The sequence below is a fragment of the Nostoc linckia z4 genome (genome assembly GCF_002608075.1).
GTDB lineage: Bacteria > Cyanobacteriota > Cyanobacteriia > Cyanobacteriales > Nostocaceae > Nostoc > Nostoc linckia.
Map to the genome: position 1 here is coordinate 30,238 of NZ_LAHA01000052.1, position 20,351 is coordinate 50,588.

General features: G+C 40.3%; 23 protein-coding genes and 1 pseudogene. 16 read left to right on the plus strand and 8 right to left on the minus strand.

The window, feature by feature from the left end; translation table 11 throughout:
* Positions 1–147 precede the first annotated feature (147 nt).
* On the plus strand, positions 148–1,446 hold the full coding sequence (locus tag VF06_RS29265) for an ABC transporter permease (RefSeq protein WP_099071788.1): 1,299 nt from the start codon (positions 148–150) through the stop codon (positions 1,444–1,446).
* Positions 1,447–1,791: 345 nt separating this feature from the next.
* On the opposite strand, the gene VF06_RS29270 is transcribed toward VF06_RS29265, so the two are convergent.
* On the minus strand, positions 1,792–2,175 hold the full coding sequence (locus VF06_RS29270) for a hypothetical protein (protein ID WP_099071787.1): 384 nt from the start codon (positions 2,173–2,175) through the stop codon (positions 1,792–1,794).
* A 517-nt stretch (positions 2,176–2,692) separates the two neighbouring features.
* Between VF06_RS29270 and VF06_RS29275 the strand changes: the two genes are divergently transcribed.
* Positions 2,693–3,325, plus strand: a complete 633-nt coding sequence (locus VF06_RS29275; RefSeq protein ID WP_099071786.1) for a M23 family metallopeptidase — start codon at positions 2,693–2,695, stop codon at positions 3,323–3,325.
* A 200-nt stretch (positions 3,326–3,525) separates the two neighbouring features.
* On the opposite strand, the gene VF06_RS29280 is transcribed toward VF06_RS29275, so the two are convergent.
* Positions 3,526–3,951: a hypothetical protein gene (locus VF06_RS29280; RefSeq protein WP_099071785.1), complete on the minus strand. Its 426-nt coding sequence runs from the start codon at positions 3,949–3,951 to the stop codon at positions 3,526–3,528.
* Positions 3,952–4,073: 122 nt separating this feature from the next.
* Positions 4,074–4,220: a cysteine peptidase family C39 domain-containing protein gene (locus VF06_RS39685; RefSeq protein WP_143861649.1), complete on the minus strand. Its 147-nt coding sequence runs from the start codon at positions 4,218–4,220 to the stop codon at positions 4,074–4,076.
* A 348-nt stretch (positions 4,221–4,568) separates the two neighbouring features.
* Between VF06_RS39685 and VF06_RS29285 the strand changes: the two genes are divergently transcribed.
* From VF06_RS29285 to VF06_RS29295, 3 genes are all read left to right on the plus strand, one after another.
* Positions 4,569–4,862 carry a microviridin/marinostatin family tricyclic proteinase inhibitor gene (locus VF06_RS29285; RefSeq protein ID WP_099071784.1) on the plus strand — a complete coding sequence of 98 codons (294 nt, stop codon included), beginning with the start codon at positions 4,569–4,571 and terminating at the stop codon, positions 4,860–4,862.
* A 270-nt stretch (positions 4,863–5,132) separates the two neighbouring features.
* The gene (locus tag VF06_RS29290; protein WP_099071783.1) at positions 5,133–6,110 is read left to right on the plus strand and encodes an MvdC family ATP-grasp ribosomal peptide maturase; all 978 of its coding nucleotides are present in this window, start codon (positions 5,133–5,135) and stop codon (positions 6,108–6,110) included.
* A gap of 140 nt (positions 6,111–6,250) precedes the next feature.
* Positions 6,251–7,219, plus strand: a complete 969-nt coding sequence (locus tag VF06_RS29295) for an MvdD family ATP-grasp ribosomal peptide maturase (RefSeq protein ID WP_099071782.1) — start codon at positions 6,251–6,253, stop codon at positions 7,217–7,219.
* 45 nt (positions 7,220–7,264) lie between these two features.
* On the opposite strand, the gene VF06_RS29300 is transcribed toward VF06_RS29295, so the two are convergent.
* A complete protein-coding gene (locus tag VF06_RS29300; protein WP_099071781.1) occupies positions 7,265–8,431 on the minus strand; it encodes a baeRF3 domain-containing protein in 1,167 nt (388 codons plus the stop codon).
* Positions 8,432–9,213: 782 nt separating this feature from the next.
* Positions 9,214–10,077 carry an isocitrate lyase/PEP mutase family protein gene (locus VF06_RS29310; RefSeq protein WP_099071779.1) on the minus strand — a complete coding sequence of 288 codons (864 nt, stop codon included), beginning with the start codon at positions 10,075–10,077 and terminating at the stop codon, positions 9,214–9,216.
* 541 nt (positions 10,078–10,618) lie between these two features.
* Between VF06_RS29310 and VF06_RS29315 the strand changes: the two genes are divergently transcribed.
* Entirely contained in the window at positions 10,619–11,389 is a 771-nt protein-coding gene (locus VF06_RS29315; RefSeq protein WP_099071778.1) for a red chlorophyll catabolite reductase, read from the plus strand.
* Positions 11,390–11,469: 80 nt separating this feature from the next.
* Positions 11,470–12,504 carry a nitrilase-related carbon-nitrogen hydrolase gene (locus VF06_RS29320; RefSeq protein ID WP_099071777.1) on the plus strand — a complete coding sequence of 345 codons (1,035 nt, stop codon included), beginning with the start codon at positions 11,470–11,472 and terminating at the stop codon, positions 12,502–12,504.
* Here the strand turns inward: VF06_RS29320 and VF06_RS41425 are convergent.
* Positions 12,481–12,642, minus strand: a complete 162-nt coding sequence (locus tag VF06_RS41425) for a hypothetical protein (protein WP_180267644.1) — start codon at positions 12,640–12,642, stop codon at positions 12,481–12,483. The genes VF06_RS29320 and VF06_RS41425 overlap by 24 nt on opposite strands.
* 134 nt (positions 12,643–12,776) lie before the next feature.
* Here VF06_RS41425 and VF06_RS29325 point away from each other — a divergent pair, with 134 nt between their 5' ends.
* Positions 12,777–14,198 carry an aldehyde dehydrogenase family protein gene (locus VF06_RS29325; RefSeq protein WP_099071776.1) on the plus strand — a complete coding sequence of 474 codons (1,422 nt, stop codon included), beginning with the start codon at positions 12,777–12,779 and terminating at the stop codon, positions 14,196–14,198.
* Between the two features lie 138 nt (positions 14,199–14,336).
* Here the strand turns inward: VF06_RS29325 and VF06_RS42195 are convergent, their stop codons facing one another.
* Positions 14,337–14,591 (minus strand): hypothetical protein, encoded by a 255-nt coding sequence (locus VF06_RS42195; protein ID WP_099076835.1) that lies wholly within the window; start codon positions 14,589–14,591, stop codon positions 14,337–14,339.
* Positions 14,592–15,055: 464 nt separating this feature from the next.
* Between VF06_RS42195 and VF06_RS43010 the strand changes: the two genes are divergently transcribed.
* From VF06_RS43010 to VF06_RS29355, 5 genes and pseudogenes are all read left to right on the plus strand, one after another.
* Entirely contained in the window at positions 15,056–15,211 is a 156-nt protein-coding gene (locus tag VF06_RS43010) for a restriction endonuclease subunit S domain-containing protein (protein ID WP_244918103.1), read from the plus strand.
* A 105-nt stretch (positions 15,212–15,316) separates the two neighbouring features.
* Entirely contained in the window at positions 15,317–15,556 is a 240-nt protein-coding gene (locus VF06_RS29340) for a type II toxin-antitoxin system RelN family antitoxin (RefSeq protein WP_099071774.1), read from the plus strand.
* Complete coding sequence (locus VF06_RS29345; protein WP_099071773.1) at positions 15,549–15,923, plus strand: type II toxin-antitoxin system RelE family toxin; 375 nt, start codon at positions 15,549–15,551, stop codon at positions 15,921–15,923. The genes VF06_RS29340 and VF06_RS29345 overlap by 8 nt, the downstream gene beginning before the upstream one ends.
* Before the next feature lie 58 nt (positions 15,924–15,981).
* Positions 15,982–16,212, plus strand: a pseudogene (locus VF06_RS43415) (hypothetical protein).
* A 194-nt stretch (positions 16,213–16,406) separates the two neighbouring features.
* Entirely contained in the window at positions 16,407–16,643 is a 237-nt protein-coding gene (locus VF06_RS29355) for a type II toxin-antitoxin system VapB family antitoxin (RefSeq protein ID WP_099071772.1), read from the plus strand.
* On the opposite strand, the gene VF06_RS41435 is transcribed toward VF06_RS29355, so the two are convergent.
* On the minus strand, positions 16,628–16,933 hold the full coding sequence (locus VF06_RS41435; protein ID WP_099071771.1) for a hypothetical protein: 306 nt from the start codon (positions 16,931–16,933) through the stop codon (positions 16,628–16,630). The genes VF06_RS29355 and VF06_RS41435 overlap by 16 nt on opposite strands.
* Between VF06_RS41435 and aroA the strand changes: the two genes are divergently transcribed.
* The 3 genes from aroA to hisS all read left to right on the plus strand — a co-directional run bounded on the left by aroA (position 16,917) and on the right by hisS (position 20,258).
* Positions 16,917–18,197, plus strand: coding sequence for a 3-phosphoshikimate 1-carboxyvinyltransferase (gene aroA, locus VF06_RS29365; RefSeq protein WP_099071770.1), 1,281 nt, complete (start codon positions 16,917–16,919; stop codon positions 18,195–18,197). The genes VF06_RS41435 and aroA overlap by 17 nt on opposite strands.
* 13 nt (positions 18,198–18,210) lie before the next feature.
* Entirely contained in the window at positions 18,211–18,657 is a 447-nt protein-coding gene (locus tag VF06_RS29370) for a DUF3598 family protein (RefSeq protein ID WP_099071769.1), read from the plus strand.
* Positions 18,658–18,869: 212 nt separating this feature from the next.
* Positions 18,870–20,258 (plus strand): histidine--tRNA ligase, encoded by a 1,389-nt coding sequence (gene hisS, locus VF06_RS29375; protein WP_099071768.1) that lies wholly within the window; start codon positions 18,870–18,872, stop codon positions 20,256–20,258.
* Positions 20,259–20,351: the final 93 nt, after the last annotated feature.

Below are 20,351 nucleotides of genomic sequence, written 5' to 3' on the forward strand. Positions count from 1 at the left end.
TAAAAGACTGATTTCCTGCATTAATTTATCCTAAATTATGAGCTTTTGCTAACGGAAACATCTCCAGTTTAGCTTTTGAATTTTTACAGAAAAAAGCATTGTTAAAGAATTACTATTTTAATATTTGTTGTTAATTGGAGTATAAATATGCATTTAAAAGATTCTTCAAGATGGATTTGGAATGAAGTAAAACAATCTAAGGTCTTCACTTTATTGAACATTATTGGAGTGTGGATTAATGTTTGTATTTTAGTAATATTTTTAGCTTTAGCATTTGGGATTGAAAATACTGCAATCAATCAAATTACTAAAGATATTGACTTATTTACTTTACAAGTCGAAACATCGAACTTTAAACCAACATTGTCTTTTAGTGATTTCTACGCATTTCAGGGCGATCGGCGAATTGAACAAATTATTCCTGTACTTAGTGAGTTTGCCGATTTAAAAATATACAATAATATCATTAATAATGACAAACCTGACCAATCAAAGCAAAAGACTAAATTAAGCAAACCAATAGCGTCTGAATCTATATATACGGAAAGCTATTTCGTTGAGGGAGAGACAGGAGAAGATTTAAGAACAAAAAATTTAAAATTTATTAGCGGCCAAAAAATTTCTCAAAATACCCCTGATGGCATAATTATTTCTGAAAATGTTTTGAATCAGCTAGCAGGAAACAAAAACATACTGACTCAAAAGAATTATGCTAACCAAACCATGCGGTTAGTCCTGACCCGTAGTGATAAAAAGGTTGGATCGTTTCCATGTAAAATAGTAGGGATTGCAGAAAAAACATCTTTTAATGGTGCATTAGTGTATGTAGCTTCACCTTTAGCTGCAAAGATAGATGATTGGCTAAATTTCAGAAATAATGATTCAATAAATTATAAAACTCGTAATTACAAACGTTTTGACTTAGTGACAAATAATTTGGTTAATCTACAAGATTTACGTAAAGAACTTATCAATCAAGGATACAGCACTAGCTCTGTTTTAGATGATATAGATGATGTGCGTTCATTACTAGTAGTAATTAAAATTATATTTTTCTTCATTATAGGAATCTCTGCATTAATATCAGCTTTCAATATAATTATTACTCTGACTTCTTATGTCTTGAAGAACCAGAAAGAAATTGGTATTCTCAAGTCTTTAGGAGCAACAGAATTACAAATTCAATCCATATTTATTCTACACGCAACTTATCTATGCATTACTGGAAGTATACTAGGAACAGTAACTGCTTATATCATAATTGCAATCAGTCAAATAGTTTTATCTCAGTTTGAAAACCTTAAAGATGTAAACTTACTCCAAATTAGTTTTTTGGAGATTTTAATTGTTGTATTTATATGTTTATTACTGGGTATGTTAGCATCTCTTATTCCTGCCAAAAAAGCTGCTGCTATTACTCCTATTGAAACTATACGAAGTAGCTAATATCCATTCTCTCCTAACACTCTTTTATAGGAGTGCGATTTGATTTTTTTCTTGTGGGATGGGTGTCCTCACCCGTCCGGGCGGGCAGGATGCCCACCCCACAAGAGCTAAATTTTATGCACTATTTTAGCCTGGTTACACCAGTAGGTTGGGTTAAACGAAGTGAAACCCAACACGAAGGTCTACGTTGGGTTTCGTTCCTCAACCCAACCTACTGATGAACTATTTCAGCCTTGCCACGCCAGTAGCGTAACGCACCTAAATTGTTAACTGGTGCCGTTAGCCTTTGGCATAATGCAACTGGGCGTCTACGTTCAAGTCGGGAAACCCGCCTATTTTTCTGCATCATTCTGACGATCCACTACGTCTTCCCAGTTCAAAAATGCCACAACTAATACAAGCAAGTATGCCTAAGCTGATTCCCCAGCTACGTCCTAAGCTGATTTCTACACCCCAATTAAACAAAGCGCCGAATACCAAAAAAGGCACAATACTAAATAGTGAGGCGTAGAAAGCGTTTTGCGATTCTCTAGCTTTACGAGTTTTTTCAAATTCTGATTGGCTGGTATAAAGCGATCGCTCGGCAAAGTTAAACCAGCGGTTTAGTTGCTCGATTACCCATTCAGTAAGTTTGGAAAAACCTAGATATAACGCTAATGACCACAAACTAGCTCCAGCAATGGCGATCGTGTCTAATTCAAAGCGGAAAGGCAAAATTTCAGTGAGCATGTCTTCAGGAGTCCTGCAAGGGTCAACTTTAGCTTTTAGTAGATGCTAAACAAACCTCTTGTGCAATTTTAAGCATAAACGTTACCAAGATTTCAACTATTTGACAACTCTCTTATTGCTAGGCTTACTCCAGCGCCATCAGCTAACTTTGAAGAAAATCATATCGTTTGAAACTTTTTTCTCAACCACTATGTATTGATTATGTCTTAGTAACAAAAAGCATAATTATTCACTACTAAAAATAAGTAATAACCATTAAACGAACAAAAGATATAATTTATACTTTTTATTTAATACATGAGAAATTTATATTAATATCTAATCTGTGATTTTTTATTTAAATATGAAATTACCAGATATTATAACAATCTGGTATCATTGAGTTTCATTTATTTTGTTTGAATCTTCAACTAAAATATATAAATTCAATAATGAAAAAATATAATTAATTTGCTATCTTCCTTAGTAAAAAAATAGTCAGCAATCAATAATTTTGTCAAATTCGGGAATCAAAAAAATGACTAACAGGCAACAAAGAGTAATACTTTCTGGAGCCACACTGTTGATATTAGGATTTTGTTTTGGAAGTTTAATTACTCTCTTGCCTAAACCAGAAATAGTTACAGCCAAAGAAGTTCAACCAAAGAAGGTAGCCAGAACTAATAGTTGGCAAGCGGCTTCTTTCCCTGTAGAAAACTTTCAAGCTTACACATCTGGTTTTGGTTACCGTCCCTCAGCTACTGGTGGTTCTAATTGGGAATTTCATGGCGGTTTAGATATGGCTGCTCCCCAAGGTAGTTATATTCGTAATTGGTGGGTAGGTACAGTCATTAAAGTTCGTGCTGGTGAAGCTTGCGGTACTCATATAGTCATTAAATCAGGTGAATGGGAACACACTTATTGCCACATGGAAGGAAACGTGGAAACTGCATCTGGTCGTCGTTATTTCATTGACCGCGCAGGTGGAATTCTCATTTGGGAAGGTCAGCAAATACCAACTGGAGCCAGAATTGGTAGGGTAGGAATGACTGGACGCACCACCGGGCCACACCTCCACTGGGGGTTAAAATATAGCAATAATTATGTAGACCCTGCACTTGTTTTGCAAGCGATGTTTTCCCAGCAAAAAGTTTCCAGAACAAGAAGCTGAAGTAATTTTGTAGGGTGCGTTATGGACGCAAGTCATAACGCACCCCACCAAACTCCACAAAGAAATGGTATTGGTAGTACGCCAAGTAAGCTTGGCGGGGTAAGGGGGAAAGAGTTTAAATCCCTTACCCTTTTCCCTTTCCCCTTTCCCCAGACCTCACAACCGCATTTTTGGGTTGGCAAACCATTAGTTGCTTGAGATTAATACCATGAACGTCTGTAGTCTCGTTGTCGCCTTAACTGCCGTTGTTGAATATTTTGGTATCTTCTGAAAGGATCGCGTCGTTGGATGATTCGAGTTCGTCCGAAAGGATCGCGTCGGATTACTCGATAACGTCCGACAGGCTGGCGTCGTTGGATAATTCGAGTTCGTCCGTAAGGATTACGTCGTTGGATGATTCGAGTTCTTCCGTAAGGATTGCGTCGGATTACTCGATATCGTCCCAACCGCCGTTGAGCAATTAAAAACTCTCCTTTTGCATCTCCAATGAGGTTAGCCTCTGACGCCGCACCTTGTTCGTTCAAACCATTACTTAGAGAAATATCTTTCGCTTGTGCTAATGAGGGCGGATACACAAAGGCAAATAGCAATAGTGCTATCGAGGATAGCTTCCTGAAACCTTTCATGTTTTTGCTTCTCTAAATTTTCACTAATAACTTTATTAAAACACTTTAAAATCAGCATTTATCGCTGATATAGCTTTTTTTAAACTTAAATTGGTATGAAATTATGTATTAAAAATTCATTCCTATGAATGATTGCGAATCATGAGAAGCTGTGCAACTAATTTTAGGGCAGCGATCGCCAAATTATGTCCGTAATATTTAGCTATACTAGCGGTACACGTTCTTCCATAGTCTTCCACACCGTGTTGCAGCACGATTTGATATTTCATTGTTTCTGTAGCACTTTTGTTTGATTTTTCAATTATACGAATATAGAAAGTATTAATTGTTTCTTACTTGTTTGTGAGGTGTGAGTTATTTTTACACATCATCAAATCACATTCTTTTATGTCTGAAATTGTTTATTGAAAAAGGTTGTGAAGTAAACTTGTCTTTTACTCAAAAGATTATTTAGTCACAATTGTTAATAAAATGCTAATCTTATAAACAATTTAGGCAAGTACTTTTACTTAGAATTAAAGACAGGTTAAGAATAAATTATTACTTGATATATTTGAATACCATGTATTATTATGAACACTAAGTAAATTGTTCTTTAGTTTACTGTCAAAAAAATTATGTCTGAAAATCAACCAAAACAAGCAAATTCACAAGCCGTACCTTTCTTTGCCCGTTTTTTAGAAGGGCAAAGTTTTGAAGAGTTATCCGATGAAGAATTAGAAGGAATTAGTGGTGGAATTTCTGGTATAACCAGGAAAAAGAATGATGAAATTGCTCAAACTTTGAAGTATCCATCCGATCAAGAAGATAGTCCAATCTCAACGAAAAAAGCCCCTTCTGATACTGATGAGTATGCTGTTACTCAAAAATATCCTTCAGATGGGGATGATTACAATTTTCCTGTAGAATAACTGTTTAGCTTCGGTGACATCAGATATAGGGTTTTGAACAAATTCTCACAATAACAATACCATAGCAATCCTATTTGAGTTGTGAAAAATACCAGTGGTGACTGTTGACTGTAGTCAAACAACAGCTTGATATGTAAAATTTCACAAATGATTTATGACTGCTGTATTAGCTTTGCCAACTCCATTTAGGGGTTGGCTTCCCATTACAACGCTTTTAGAGTAATTCAACTACACCACTCCCGACTTTCTTTGACTTTTTGAAAATATATTATGCACCTTGAGCGTGATGTAGTTTTATTAATTACCCACAGTGGTGATTACTTCACAATAGATAGAGTTGCTGAAGCTGTATCAAAAAAAGGCGCACAGCCATTTCGCCTTGATACAGATAAGTTTCCCATCGCACTGCAACTCCAGGCTAATTTAAGTAACTTTGGTAGCAACCATACACTGAAATATGGCGATGTCTCCCTCAACACTGAGCAAGTACAAGCTGTATGGATGCGGCGTATCTGGCAACCCGATTTAGGTAAAGAATTAGCTCCCCAATTTCAAGCAGCTTGCTCTAATGAATCGCTAGCAGTTTTAGACGGCTTTTGGGATAGCCTCAGGACAGCCAAGTGGGTGGATGATTTACAGCGCATCAGTGCAGCAGAAAACAAATTACGCCAGCTTAGAGTTGCATCAGAAGTAGGTCTTATGATACCGCAGACTCTCGTGACTAACGATCCTCAACAAGCACGAGAATTTTTCCAGCAAGTCAACAAAAAAATGATTACCAAACTGCTGAGACCTCTTTCTTATGGTATGCAAGCCTCTGCTTTTTTCATGTATACCAGCATCGTCAAAGAAGAAGATTTAATTGACGCCGAAACACTGCGTTATTGTCCAGTTGTATTTCAAGAACAAATACCCAAACAATTAGAATTACGCGCAGTTTATGTAAATGGTAACTTATTTGTTGGCGCGCTAGATGCATCAGAATATGCATCATCAACCCAAGATTGGCGACGTGGCACAAAACAAACTTTAACCTGGCAACCATATCAACTACCTGATAAAATAATCCATTGTCTTGATGCTTTTATGGAAAAATTTAGCCTACTTTTTGGAGCATTTGATTTTATTAAAACTCCATCAGGCGAATATGTTTTTTTAGAAATTAATCCCACAGGAGAATGGGGGATGCTAGAGAGAGATTTAGACTATCCCATTGCAGAAGCGATCGCTGATGCGCTACTTTCGTAAAAATCGTGAGTAGGGAGATGAGGGAGACAAGGGAGACAAGGGAGACAAGGGAGACAAGGAGAATAACTCCTAACTCTTAACTTCTAGCTCCTAACTCCTAACTCCTAACTCCTAACTCCTAACTCCTAACTCCCCTTCAAATGACTATTTTAATCATTACTCACAGCCAAGATAACGAAAGTATTCCTCTAGTTATGCAAGTAATTGCAGACCAAGGAGGGAAAGCATTTCGTTTTGACACAGATAGATTTCCTACGGAAATTCAGTTAGATGTTTATTATGGGAAAACTGAACGAGTTACTCTCAGTGTGGATGACCAAACATTAGATTTAAATGAGGTGTCAGCAGTTTGGTATCGGCGCATTGCTATTGGTTCGAGAATTCCCGATTCGATGGATAGGCAACTCAGACAAGCTTCATTGAAAGAATCTCGCGTCACTATTGAGGGAATGATTGCTAGTATTCAGGGTTTTCATCTCGATCCTTTACCGAATATTCGCCGAGCTGAAAATAAGCAATTGCAATTACAGATAGCACGAAAAATTGGTTTAGATACGCCACGAACATTAACTACAAATAATCCCTTGGCAGTGAAACAATTTGCCCAAGAATGTCATCAGGGAATAATTACAAAAATGCTTTCTTCCTTCGCCATTTATGATGAACAAGGGCGAGAAAAAGTTGTGTTTACAAATCCAATTTCATCTGAAGATTTAGAGAATCTTGATGGCTTACGTTTCTGCCCAATGACATTTCAAGAAAAAATTCCTAAAGCTTTGGAGTTGCGAACAACTATTGTAGGTAAACGGGTGCTGACGGCTGCGGTTGATTCTCAAGCTTTAGATAAAGCGCGTTACGATTGGCGCAAACAAGGAATTGCTTTACTTGATGCTTGGGAAGCATACACTCTACCTGAAGATGTGGAAGAAAAATTACTCAAATTGATGGCAGAATTCCGCTTGAATTACGGTGCTATTGATATTATTTTGACACCAGATAATCGGTATGTATTTCTTGAAGTTAATCCAGTCGGCGAGTTCTTCTGGCTGGAACGCCATCCTCAGTTACCAATTTCTAAAGCGATCGCTGAAGTTTTACAGAACAAATAATTTTTTATACCTACTTGTAGTAAGTGGTGTCATTGGGCAAAAAAATCACCAACGAAATACCGCAGCTAGTGGTGTATCATCTGGCATATCTGCTGACTCAACTGCATAAACTATACCGCCATTTAAGATTGTTTGAGTGGCTGCGAAATCTAATAATTCTTCATCGTCAGGTTGTGCATTGAAATGCACTTCAACCCTTTGGCTACCTGAGTCAAAAGTACCCCACTGCTGTTGATTGAGGGCGACAATTAATTTATCAACGCGTCCCTGGTAAGCTGCGGGAATAGTTTCTTTAATTTGGCTGGAGGCTTTTCCAGTTCCCAATAATTGTCTGTATTGATTTATTGCTTCTTGCTGTGCTTGCAAAAATAATGGTTCTACTATTTTCCAAGCTTGGGCGTGTAATTCTTCTGGTGACAGTAGTTCTGGATTACCTGTTATCCCAACATCCATGAGGTAAGGATAAGTATTTGCTTCTCGGTAAATCGGCAAAAGATATTCCACCCCAGCCAGCACTAAGGGAGCGTGTTCTGCTTTTAGTAACTCCTGCAATGCTTCATTTACCCGATGAAAGTATATGCTGAGATTTTCCTTTTCATCCTCATCACCAGCGCCATGACCGTGAAATACCGTGACTCCACTAGGAGCAGCGCGTCGTCCACCTGCTGCGCCTGGAGTGCCTGTATGGGATGTTGTTTGCCGTTCTGGTTCATCAAACCACAATACCTCTGCTAAAGTTGGCAGCACATCGGTCAAATCAATCTCTTGAATATGGTGGTGTGTACCTTCTAATAACCGAATCAAATTATGGCTGAGAGCCAAAATATAAAAATGTCCATCGCTTTGAAATAAGGGTAATAGAGGTTTCAGGTAAAAATGGTTACTAACATTTACTAATTCTGGAAAATCTACAGGTAAGGAGTAATAACGCAAAAAGTCTTGGGAGCGGAAGATTGCTAAACCATGACTCTGCTGTTGCCAAAATTCATACTTATCTAGCTCTCTGACTGATTCGAGTAAGTTTTTTGCATCTTCAGCACGCCAACCATGTTCAATCAGGCGTTCTTCAGCTTCTCGGATTAAATTCCTAAAACGGATTGGGTTTTGTTGTGTGTCTGAACCAGCGTGACAAGTTGGTAGAAAAATCGATACGCAGACTTCTTTTGATTGTTTTGCTAGTGTTTCGAGTTCTGTAATCGAAAGTAATTTCATTTGTTTGTCTCCTGTTTACACACAAGGGGTAGGGCCAATACGGTTCGGTTAAAGGGGAAAGGGGAAAGGAGAAAGGGCAAAGGGGAAAGGGGAAAGGGAAAAGGGGAAAGGGGAAAGGGGAAAGGGGAAAGGGAAAAGGGGAAAGGGGAAAGGGGAAAGGTTTCAAATACATCCTTTACCCCTTAACCCCCAGACCACAAGGTAAGTTCATACTGCTTGAACCGTATTAGGGGTAAGGCTGAGCTGACTTTTCACGTTATATGGAAAAGTCCACGGAAAATCTAACTTCCAAACCAAGAATTCAAAGTCTCTCTCCTCGCAGGAGAGAGATTTAGAGAGAGGTTTTCCAGATACCGTGAAAAGTTAGTAAGGCTGAGACGTTTTTTTGTGTGGTAAATTTTAAACGCAAAGAAACGCAAAGTCAGCGCAGAGGTACGCAGAGTATTTCTGTGAAAATTCACTGCGAATTGATAAGTGAGTTTGGAGTTAAGGATTTTTTGCTTGTCTTCTATCTGTTCTTTTGCTTTTACAACAAACTAAGCAAGATTCATCTTGATGGCTTTTTTCTTCTTGCCTTTTGCTGTTCAGGTTACAAGGAAAATTTGAGGAACTTGTGAAGTCATCGTGCTATTTAATTTTTGTTCGATAATTTGACTGAAAAAATTCTCACGTCTTGTTCACATTTTGTTGACTGATGACTGATGAGTTATTATTCTTACCTGCCTGTTCCACCGATTTACATATGAAAACTGCTGTGTGAATGTAGCAGATGTAGCCAAAGTTCAGGATTTGAAATCTTGTTCCATTTGTAAATATTCAGGAACGCCAACGAGTTCTTGAAAATCTTGAAAGTTAACTAAATTGGGCAAATTCGCTGTGGTTCCTTGTTGTTTGAGATGTTGAAAACAAGCTTTCATGACTTGTGTAACAGCGAGTAAAGCAGTCACGGGAAAAAATGCAATTTTGAAGCCTAACTTTTGTAATTCAATTGCGGAAATTTCTGGAGTTTTACCACCTTCGACGATATTTGCTACTAGCGGTACATCAGGAAAAGCAGTAGCGATCGCTTTTAACTCATCAACAGATTGCGGAGCTTCCACAAACAGTATATCTGCTCCCGCCGCTATGTAAGCTCTACCACGGGCAATGGCTTCTGCTAAACCTAAGGGGCCACGCGCATCAGTCCGGGCAATAATTACTAAACCGCTATCGCCACGGGCTTGTACTGCGGCGCGAATTTTTCCTGCATGTTCGGCTTGGGGAATCACTCGCTTACCTTCAAAGTGTCCGCACTTTTTCGGCCATTCCTGATCTTCCAACAACACCCCAGCAACACCGAACTGTACGGCATCTTTAATGGTGCGAGTTACATTTAAAGCGTTACCATAACCCGTATCTAAATCAGCGATTAAAGGAATATTAATCGATTGAGCAATTCGCCCCACACTGTAAAGCATTTCCGTAGCCGTGACAAAGCCATAATCTGGCAAACCCAAAACAGAAGCCGCAATTCCAAAGCCACTGGTAGCCACGACTTCAAAACCCTGTTGTTCGGCTAACTTAGCTCCCAAACAATCATAAACACCAGGAATTACAATAATTTCTGGACGCGCTAGTAATTGCCGTAATCTTTGGCAAGCAGACATAAATTAAATAGATAAAGTAAAAGCATCCCCCTTTTGAGAATACAGTAACACGCGCTAGTGGTAAGGTAACTTGGCTTTTTAAAGGGGAAAGGGTAAAGGGGAAGGGGTAAAGGGGAAGGGGTAAAGGGGAAGGGGTAAAGGGGAAAGGGTAAAGGGGAAGGGGAATACTCTACCCATAAAGGGATAGAGTTTTAATTAGGAAGAATATTTTATTTTTTTTCGCCCACTAAGGGGGAGGTTTTAACCAATATTCAGTGCCGTAGGCAAGACTCGCTACTGCTACGCTATCAACCAATACGCTTGGTGTTAAGGCTAAAACTCTTGGTCAAATTCAATTTTTTTAACGTAGACGCGTAGCGGCTTGCCGCAGGCTACCGCCAAGGACGTATTCGCGCAGCGTCTCGTCAGAGAAGGACGCAAAGAGAAGAAAGAAAGGCTTAACTGAACTGTATTGCGCTATCAACCACTCGTACAAAATTCATACTGAATTCTGACTCAGGATTTGCTGAATTCTTCTTTATAAAACCAACCAATTTCAACTATGATACCAACCAATCTAGACAATAAAACTGTATTTGAGCAGTTGTGGAATATTACAAAAGAACTCCGCCAAAAATTAGAATCTCGTTTTCAATTAAATCCAGATCCTTCTGTAGCAGATTTACAGCAATACAGCAGTCTTGACGGTAATATCAAAGGTTCCCTGAGTGCATTTTCGGGAACAGAAATTGATTGGCTAGTGCATTCATGGTTAGGAAACCCCGAAAAATCCAACTTTAGCACCATGCGCCTCACCATTTGGTTAGCGCCGCATATCGATGTTCCCCATTTGGCCTTTGAATTTGGCACTCTTCCCAATGCAGATATTTTATTTTATATAGATTACATTCCTCGGACTGAGCTTTTAACCGATTTGGCATATCTCGATCGCTATTATGAACCAGTGAACCAAACATTTTTAAAATTACAAGATGATGCACGCCTCAAGCCATTTATTAGTAAAAGCGTCTACGTCCGCCTTTTTCAATCCCCCGTTAGTCTTTGTTACACCGGCGCACCTACCTCTGATACCCTCGAAATCACTAGCACAATTGCACAGGAAACACTAGAACGCTGGCTAACTTGGATAGACGCAGCCGCACCCATAACCGAAGATTTACGCAACACTTTAGCAAATCGCGATTTATTGCTACGCCGAACCGCCGCCGAACGCGACCCAGGAAACAAATTTGCCGCCCAACTTTTTGGCACTCAATTAACAGATAAACTAGTACGATCGCTCTGGGGTGGCGATCGTAAAATTAGTCATTAGTCAAACAATTTTGGATTTTAGATTTTAGATGTTTTCTTTAATCCAAAATCCCAAATCCAAAATTTAAAATTCTTTGCCCTATGCCCAATAATTCAGAATCCTACCGTGCCTTAGCACTGCAAGTTACTTGTCATGCAGTCAACCAAGCAAGCGATGGTCACGAAGCGCGATCGCTCATGCTAAACTCTATCAATCGCCTAGCGCCACAAATTGCTGCTAGTATTGCTTTCATTGGCTTTGATTGTCGTTTAATTGTACTGCCAGAATATTTTCTTACTGGTTTTCCAATGGGAGATACCCTCGCAGGATGGGCACAAAAAGCTTGTATAGAAATGGCTGGTGCTGAATATGAAGCACTGGGAAAAATTGCCCAAAAGCATAAAATCTTTTTGGCTGGTAACGCCTACGAAGTTGACCCCAACTTTCCCGGATTATACTTTCAAACCTGCTTTATACTCGATCCCTCTGGCTCAATTATCCTACGCTATCGGCGCTTAAATTCCTTATTTGCCCCTACCCCCCATGACGTTTGGGATAAATATCTTGATTGCTATGGTTTAGAAGGAGTGTTTCCTGTTGCTAAAACTGAGATTGGTAATTTAGCAGCCTTAGCATCAGAAGAAATTTTGTATCCCGAAGTCGCCCGGTGTCTAGCCATGCGAGGAGCAGAGATTTTTGTGCATTCCACTTCCGAAGTATATAACAAAAACCTCACACCCAAAGACGCTGCAAAAATTTCTCGTGCCGTAGAAAATTTAGCGTATGTCGTATCAGCTAATACCGCAGGCATCGCTAATATTGCTATCCCCATTGCCTCTGCTGATGGCGGCTCAAAAATCATCGATTATCGCGGAATAGTCATAGCCGAAACTGCTGCGGGTGAAAGCATGGCAGCATTCGCCGAGATAGATTTAGCCGCATTACGCCGCGATCGCCGCCGACCAGGGTTAAATAATTTACTTTCACGCCAACGATTTGAACTCTACGCCGAAAGTTATCGTCAGTCACACTTTTACCCCCCTAATACTATGCTGGATCAAGAAGTAGACCGCAAACACTTCCTGCAAACACAGCAAGCCACCATCGAACGATTAGCGAAACTGGGGATAATTTGAATTGGGGATTGGGCATGGGGCATTGGGCATTGGGCATTGGGCATGGGGCATTGGGCATTGGGCATGGGGCATTGGGCACTTGTACTGAGCGTAGTCGTTGGCGCAGCCTCTCGCAGAGAAGTATTGGGCATTGGGCATTGGGCATTGGAATCAAAACAAAATAACTCCTAACTCCTAACTCCTAACTCCCAACTCCTAACTCCTAACTCCTAACTCCCAACTCCTAACTCCTAACTCCCAACTCCTAACTCCTAACTCCTAACTCCTAACTAATGACAAAACCAATAGAAGTCCGCAACCCCCGAACTGGCAAATATGATTACGTAATTATTCCGCCGCCTCCCAGGTTACTGGTGCAGAAATGTAAGCGTATGCGTCGGGCGCAGGTTCATTGGCAACAATTGGGTATTGAGGGGAGAATTGAAGCTTTACAACAGTGGAAGGAAGCGATACTATCTACACGCGATCGCTTAACGGAAGCTTTGGTAAATGATACTGGCAGATTATCAACTTCAATATTAGAAATCGATTCTTTTCTCTCTAGCATTGACCGTTGGTGTAGGCTAGCCCCAGAGTTGCTGCAAGAATCTGCAAAAAACACAGCAATTCCTTTTATCGCTTTACAACAAGCATCAGTACCTTATCCTTTAGTTGGCGTTATTAGCCCGTGGAACTTTCCCTTATTACTGTCTACTATTGATACCATTCCCGCATTGTTGGCGGGTTGTGCCGTTATTGTCAAACCGAGTGAAATTGCTCCCCGCTTCGTAGCACCACTGATTAGAGCACTCAACGCTGTGCCCAAATTGCGCCATATTTTAACTTTTGTTGAAGGAGCAGGGGAAACCGGGGCTGGTTTAATTGAAAATGTAGATTTGATATGCTTTACAGGTAGCGTTGCCACAGGAAAAAAAGTAGGCCAAGCAGCTGCTAAACAATTTATTCCAGCTTTTTTGGAATTAGGTGGAAAAGATCCAGCGATCGTTTTAGAATCAGCCAACTTAGACTTAGCAACCTCAGCTATATTGTGGGGTTCGGTGGTCAATACCGGACAATCATGCTTATCAATTGAACGAGTTTACGTTGCAGAATCAATATTTGAAAAGTTTTACCATCTACTAATAGCTAAAGCTTCTCGCCTGAAGTTAGCTTATCCCACCCTTGAAAATGGAGAAATTGGCCCCATCATAGCCGAAAGACAAGCAGTCATTATTAGCGACCATCTTTTAGACGCAGTGGAAAAAGGAGCAGTAATTCACTGCGGTGGCGTTATTGAAGACTTGGGTGGTGGTTGGTGGTGTCGTCCCACAGTGCTGACTCAGGTCAATCATTCCATGAAAGTAATGACTGAAGAAACTTTCGGCCCTCTAATGCCAATTATGCCTTTTGCCACAGTTGAACAAGCAATATCTTTAGCAAACGACTCCATGTATGGACTGAGTGCGGCGGTATTTGCTGAATCAGAGGCAGAAGCCTTAGAAGTTGCCCAGTATATAGATGCAGGTGCTATCAGTATTAACGATGCTGCACTCACCGCCATTATGCACGAAGGAGAGAAAAACGCCTTTAAATTCTCTGGACTTGGAGGTTCGCGCATGGGTGCAGCAGCAATAAAGCGGTTTACGCGGAAAAAAGCTTATTTGATTAAAACCAATGCCAGTAATGACCCGTGGTGGTTTGGGAGTGGGGAATAGGGCATTGGGCATTGGGCATGGGGCATGGAGACTGCATTTCATCCTGTTCAAAATATCTGTTTTACCAGAGGCGATCATCTCTGGCAAAGTTTCGTCTACGCTAACCAAAGCACCTGGAAGAATTTTGATAGTTTTAGTTCACAACACAAGTCCTTTAGTCAACAACACAAGTCCTTTGGTCAACAACACAAGTTTGTTGGTCAACAACACAAGTTTGTTGGTCAACAACACAAGTCCGTTGGTTAACAACACAAGTCCGTTGGTCAACAATACAAGTCCTTTGGTCAACAACACAAGTCCGTTGGTCAACAACACAAGTCCGTTGGTCAACAACACAAGTTTTTGAGACGCACTAAGTAGATGGACATAAATAAATATAATATGTTCTGTCATTGCGAACGAAGCGAAGCAATCGCAAAGTCTCTGGGATTGCTTCGCTTCGCTCTCTACGAGACGCTACGCGAACGCAATGACATCTTAGATTTAATCATGACTATCTACTTAGAAAGATAAGTTTAGTAAAAGATGTGCATTGATGTCACGCAAAAAAAAGTTAAAAGTATTAAAAAAACCTATAAGTCGATTTCTAGAATAGCGTTACACTCTATAACTGACTAAGCATTTATGTAGATTCTCTAGCGCCTGATGAACCTAGCCGATATCCTCAAAGACTCAAATTACAAACAGTTCGCCCTATCCGCAGATTTTCAGCCTTAATTCAATCCGAGCAAAATAACCACATTTGCTCGTCTGGTTTTGCTGTTCTCAAACCAACCAAAATTGAGCCAGAAGTTTTACTAGTTTATTTGCGATCGCCTATTGTCTGCGAAATTCTGGATCTTCATACGACTGCCAGTATGTACCCAGCAATCTCAACTGAGGATTTATTGAAGATTCCAATCACTCTACCCAAAGAATCTACTCGTAAAAAAATCACAGAAAAGGTCAGAGAATCTCGCAAAGCACGGGAGCAATCCAAGCAACTGCTAGAAATTGCTAAAACAGGAGTATAAAGAGCGATGGAAACCGATGAAGCGACAGCAACGGCTTGGATCAATCAGCAACTTGAAGCGTTAGGAATTAACTTAACCACTACTACTTAACATTTTGGAGTAGCAATGAAAGCAGTTAAAGTCATGGCAACGATTAATGAGCAAGGACAACTAACCTTAGATCATCCTCTCATAACAGATAAAAACAGTCGCGTAGAAGTTATTATTCTAATTTCAGAAGAGGAAGTTCTGAACGATCAATCTCAAGCAGAAGTCTTAGCAGATTTCCGCCAAGCTTGGCATGAAGCCATGACTGGGCAAACTATCCCGGTGGCTCAACTTTGGGAAGGGCTTGAAAATGACTGATCGGCCTTTCATTCAAGTTGAAGCTTCGCCAACGTTCAACCGAAATCTACGCGCTCTTGCCAAGAAGTATCGGAGTATTCGGAATGATATACAACCCGTCATCGAACAACTTGAGCAGGGAGAGTTGCTAGGAGATAAAATACCTGGGGTTGGTTATGCGCTCTTTAAGTTAAGAGTCCGAAATAGTGACATTCAAAAAGGTAAAAGCGGTGGCTATCGTCTGATTTACTACGTCAAGACAGCAACGGGAATTATTTTGCTGACTGTTTATGCAAAATCTGAACAAGTCGATATTGCCGCAGATGACATTCAAAGCATCATTACAGAATATGAGCAACGGGCGATTGAAGATAAAGAGGATATCTAAACAAGAGCCACCGAACCTCCTTACAACGTCCAAATTCCAACCGAAAGATAGTAAAGCGATGCAAGCCAATCTCCAAGAGCAACTTTCCCCCAATGATGCCGAAGTTATTTTAGGATGCTTACCTGAACGAATTCGCGCCGCTCTAATTGCTCGTGCTACTGAAATTGAATATCCAATCGAAGCAGTTATTGAGATGGCGTTCACGTAGTGTCTCTGAAAGAGAATCGCAAGTTTTCTCGACACAGAGGCGTTGGGTTTTGCAGATTGCAAGCCAGAGCGTGGACAATAAAACAGTCAACTGGCGATGGCAGAGGCCTTGTGATTGCTTTGCTCCACTTCGTTGCGCTCGCAATGACATATCGTAAGTAATTTAGCGGACATGATATCACGCCCTACTTAGAGTAACTTTATGCCCTGAGGTGAGTCGGTGGTCTATCGGATTAAAATGTGAGCAGAATATTGTGTTTATCTCAACTCATACCTATGCAAATTACCCTTAACCTCGATGAATCTCTCCTTAGCGAAGCCTTACAACTTACTAACTTCACTACCCAAGAAGAACTAGTGAATTTTGCTCTGCAAGAACTTGTACGTTCACGAAGTGACTCCTCTAAAGCATCGCACCGCAAGAAAAACCTTTTTGACCTCGCTGGACAAATTCAGTTTGCCCCAGACTTTGACCACAAAGCTCTGCGCGAGACTCGTCATGCTGCTGATTGATACATCAGTTTGGATAGTCGTCTTCCGCGATCGCAACTTTGAAACCATTGCTCAAGTAAAATCGCTTCAACACCTCCGCTTTCAACCTTGAGTTTCTCCTGAAAAACCCAGAGGCAAGTGCTACAAACCAAATTCGTTATGCTTCGTATCAGTTTTTGATAACCTTCCCCATTTCCCAGTCCCAATGCCCAATGCCCAATGCCCAATACCCCAGTTCCCAATAATATGCGAACATAATTAAGTTGTAGCCGATCGCCTGCACTGAGGTTTAAAGTGGATACTATTGCCATCCCTGCTCTGAATCGCCCAATAGATGCCACGGTGGAGATTCCTGGTTCTAAAAGTATTACTAATCGGGCATTACTTGTCGCAGCCTTGGCGCAAGGTGACTCGATTTTAGAAAATGCTTTATTTAGTGAAGACAGCAATTATTTTGCTAAATGTTTAGAGCAATTAGGCATCCCCATAACCCTAAATCCTGACCAGGCTCAAATTCAAATAGCAGGAAAGGGAGGCGAAATTCCCGCCAAGCAGGCAGACTTATTTGTGGGTTTAGCAGGTACAGCAGCCAGGTTTATTTCGGCATTGGTAGCACTGGGTAATGGCGAATATCGTTTAGATGGCGTTCCCCGGATGCGAGAACGACCGATGGGCGATTTACTAAAGGTCTTACAAAGTAGTGGTATAAGTGTCAACTTCCAAGGCAATGCTGATTTTATGCCTTACACCATTTACGGTGGGCAATTTTCTGGGGGACATTTTCGCTTAAAAGCTAATCAAACAAGTCAGCAACTTTCGGCTTTATTAATGATTGCGCCTTACGCCCAACAAGACACCATTATTGAAGTTGAAGGAACATTGGTTTCTCAATCTTACGTGAAAATGACTTGTAAGTTGATGGCGGATTTTGGCGTACAGGTAGATGAAATCAGCGAAAATCAATTCCAAATTAAAGCAGGCCAGCGTTACCAGCCTCGACATTACACAATAGAACCAGATGCGTCAAATGCTTCTTACTTTTTTGCCGCCGCCGCCGTCACTGGTGGACGAGTGCGGGTAAAATATTTGACTAAACAATCTTGTCAAGGTGATATTCTTTGGCTCAACGTCTTAGAACAGATGGGTTGCCAGGTACGTGAAGGTGATGATTATACGGAAGTTACAGGGCCAGATCAATTACAAGGTATCGATATTGACATGAATGATATCTCAGATTTGGTGCAAACTTTAGGAGCGATCGCTCCCTTTGCCTCCTCACCTGTTACCATTCGCAATGTCGAACATATTCGCTACAAAGAAACTGACCGCATTCACGCCGTAGTTACCGAATTGCGTCGTCTGGGAGTCCGGGTTGAAGAATTTGCCGATAGACTGAAGATTGAACCAGGCCCCATTACACCGGCAGCCATTGAAACTTATCACGATCATCGCATGGCAATGGCATTTGCTGTCACAGGCTTAAAAGTTCCAGGGATTGTAATTAAAGACCCAGGTTGTACAGCAAAAACTTTTCCAGACTACTTTACTCGATTTTTCAAAATGTTAGAACAATAAAAGGTGAATAGCCATGTCTAATATCAAAGAAGCAATGCCCGTGCTTGCCCGTCACGAAGGAGATTGGATAGGCACTTATACATTAATAGATACAGCTGGAAAAATCATTGATAGCTACGAATCTCATTTAACATGTCAATTTCCAGAAAACGGCCCTCATCCTTACTACCAAATTAATCGCTATAAATGGGCTGACGGAAAAAAAGAAGAATACGAATTTCCCGGAATCTATAAAGATAATAAACTGTGGTTTGACACCGATCGCATTGACGGCAAAGCCTGGGAAGCTGACAATTCCATTGTAATTTTGTGGTTTGCTTATAAGACAAACCCAGATATGAGCTTATATGAAATGATTTACATTAGTCCTGATAATAACAATCGCGCCCGTACTTGGCATTGGTTTAAAAATGGTCAAATATTTCAACGCACTCTCATTCAAGAACAACGGGTAAAATAAAGCAGAATTCAGAAGTCAGAATTCAGAATTCAGAACTCAGAATTTAGAAGTTTCGTAGAGTTGAATGTCCCTTACTTAACCTGAGATTTAGATCCCCGACTTTTTCAAGAAGTCGGGGATCTGGGCAGCTACTTTTGCTTAAGTAAGCGACATTCTTTCGTAGGGTGTGTTATGCCAATCCAAAATCTAAAATCTAAAATCCAAAATCGTATATGGCAAAAGGTGACAAAATAAACTTTTCTACTCCTAGCGGTTTCCCAGAATTTTTACCTAGCGAAAAGCGCCTAGAATTATATTTATTAGATACCATCCGTAGAGTTTATGAAAGCTATGGATTTACACCCATTGAAACCCCAGCAGTAGAACGTTTAGAAGTCCTACAAGCTAAAGGAAACCAAGGCGACAATATCATTTATGGAATTGACCCCATATTGCCACCAAATCGCCAAGCCGAAAAAGATAAATCCGGCGAAACTGGTTCAGAAGCAAGGGCATTAAAGTTTGACCAAACAGTGCCATTAGCAGCTTACATTGCTCGTCACCTTAATGAATTAACCTTTCCTTTTGCCCGCTACCAAATGGATGTAGTTTTTCGCGGAGAAAGAGCAAAAGATGGGCGTTTTCGCCAGTTCCGCCAATGCGATATTGATGTAGTTGCCCGTCGGGAACTGAGCTTACTTTATGATGCTCAAATGCCTGCAATTATTACTGAAATATTTGAAGCAATTAACATTGGTGATTTTCTTATCCGCATCAATAACCGTAAGGTTCTGACAGGTTTCTTTAAATCAGTGGGAATTGCCGAAAACCAAATTAAATCTTGTATCAGTGTTGTTGATACTTTAGAAAAAATTGGTGAAACTAAAGTCAAACAGGATTTAGAAAAAGAAGGAATTACCACAGACCAAGCTGAAAAAATCATTGAGTTTATTAAAATAGATGGCTCAGTTGATGAAGTATTAGATAAACTCAAACACTTAGCAAACAATCTTCCAGAAAGCGAACAGTTGGCTTTAGGTGTTACCGAATTAGAAACAGTAATTACAGGGGTGCGTAATCTCGGAGTTGCCGAAAATCGTTTTTGTATTGATTTATCCATTGCCCGTGGGCTTGATTACTATACTGGTACAGTTTACGAAACAACTTTATTGGGACATGAAGCCTTGGGTAGTATTTGTTCTGGTGGTAGATATGAAGAATTAGTGGGAGTATTTTTAGGTGAAAAAATGCCTGGTGTCGGCATTTCCATTGGCTTAACTCGCTTAATTAGTCGATTGTTAAAAGCAGGTATTCTCAGTACCTTAGCTGCTACACCCGCACAGGTGATGGTGGTGAATATGCAAGATGATTTAATGCCGACTTATCTAAAAGTTTCCCAACAACTGCGTCAAGCGGGAATTAATGTTATCACTAACTTTGATAAGCGTCCTTTGGGAAAACAATTTCAATTAGCAGATAAACAAGGAATTCAATTTTGTGTAATTATTGGTTCTGAGGAAGCAGCAGCAAATAAATCTTCTCTGAAAGATTTGAAAACAGGTCAACAAGTGGAAGTTTTATTGGAAAATTTAGCAGAGGAAGTTAAACGACGGCTGACGTAAAAGTTCATTGATGACTTGAGTGCGATCGCTGTTAGCATAGCTTTGGCAGAAGGTTATGAGAGGTTGTTGAAAAATCAGCAAGTATACTCAAAA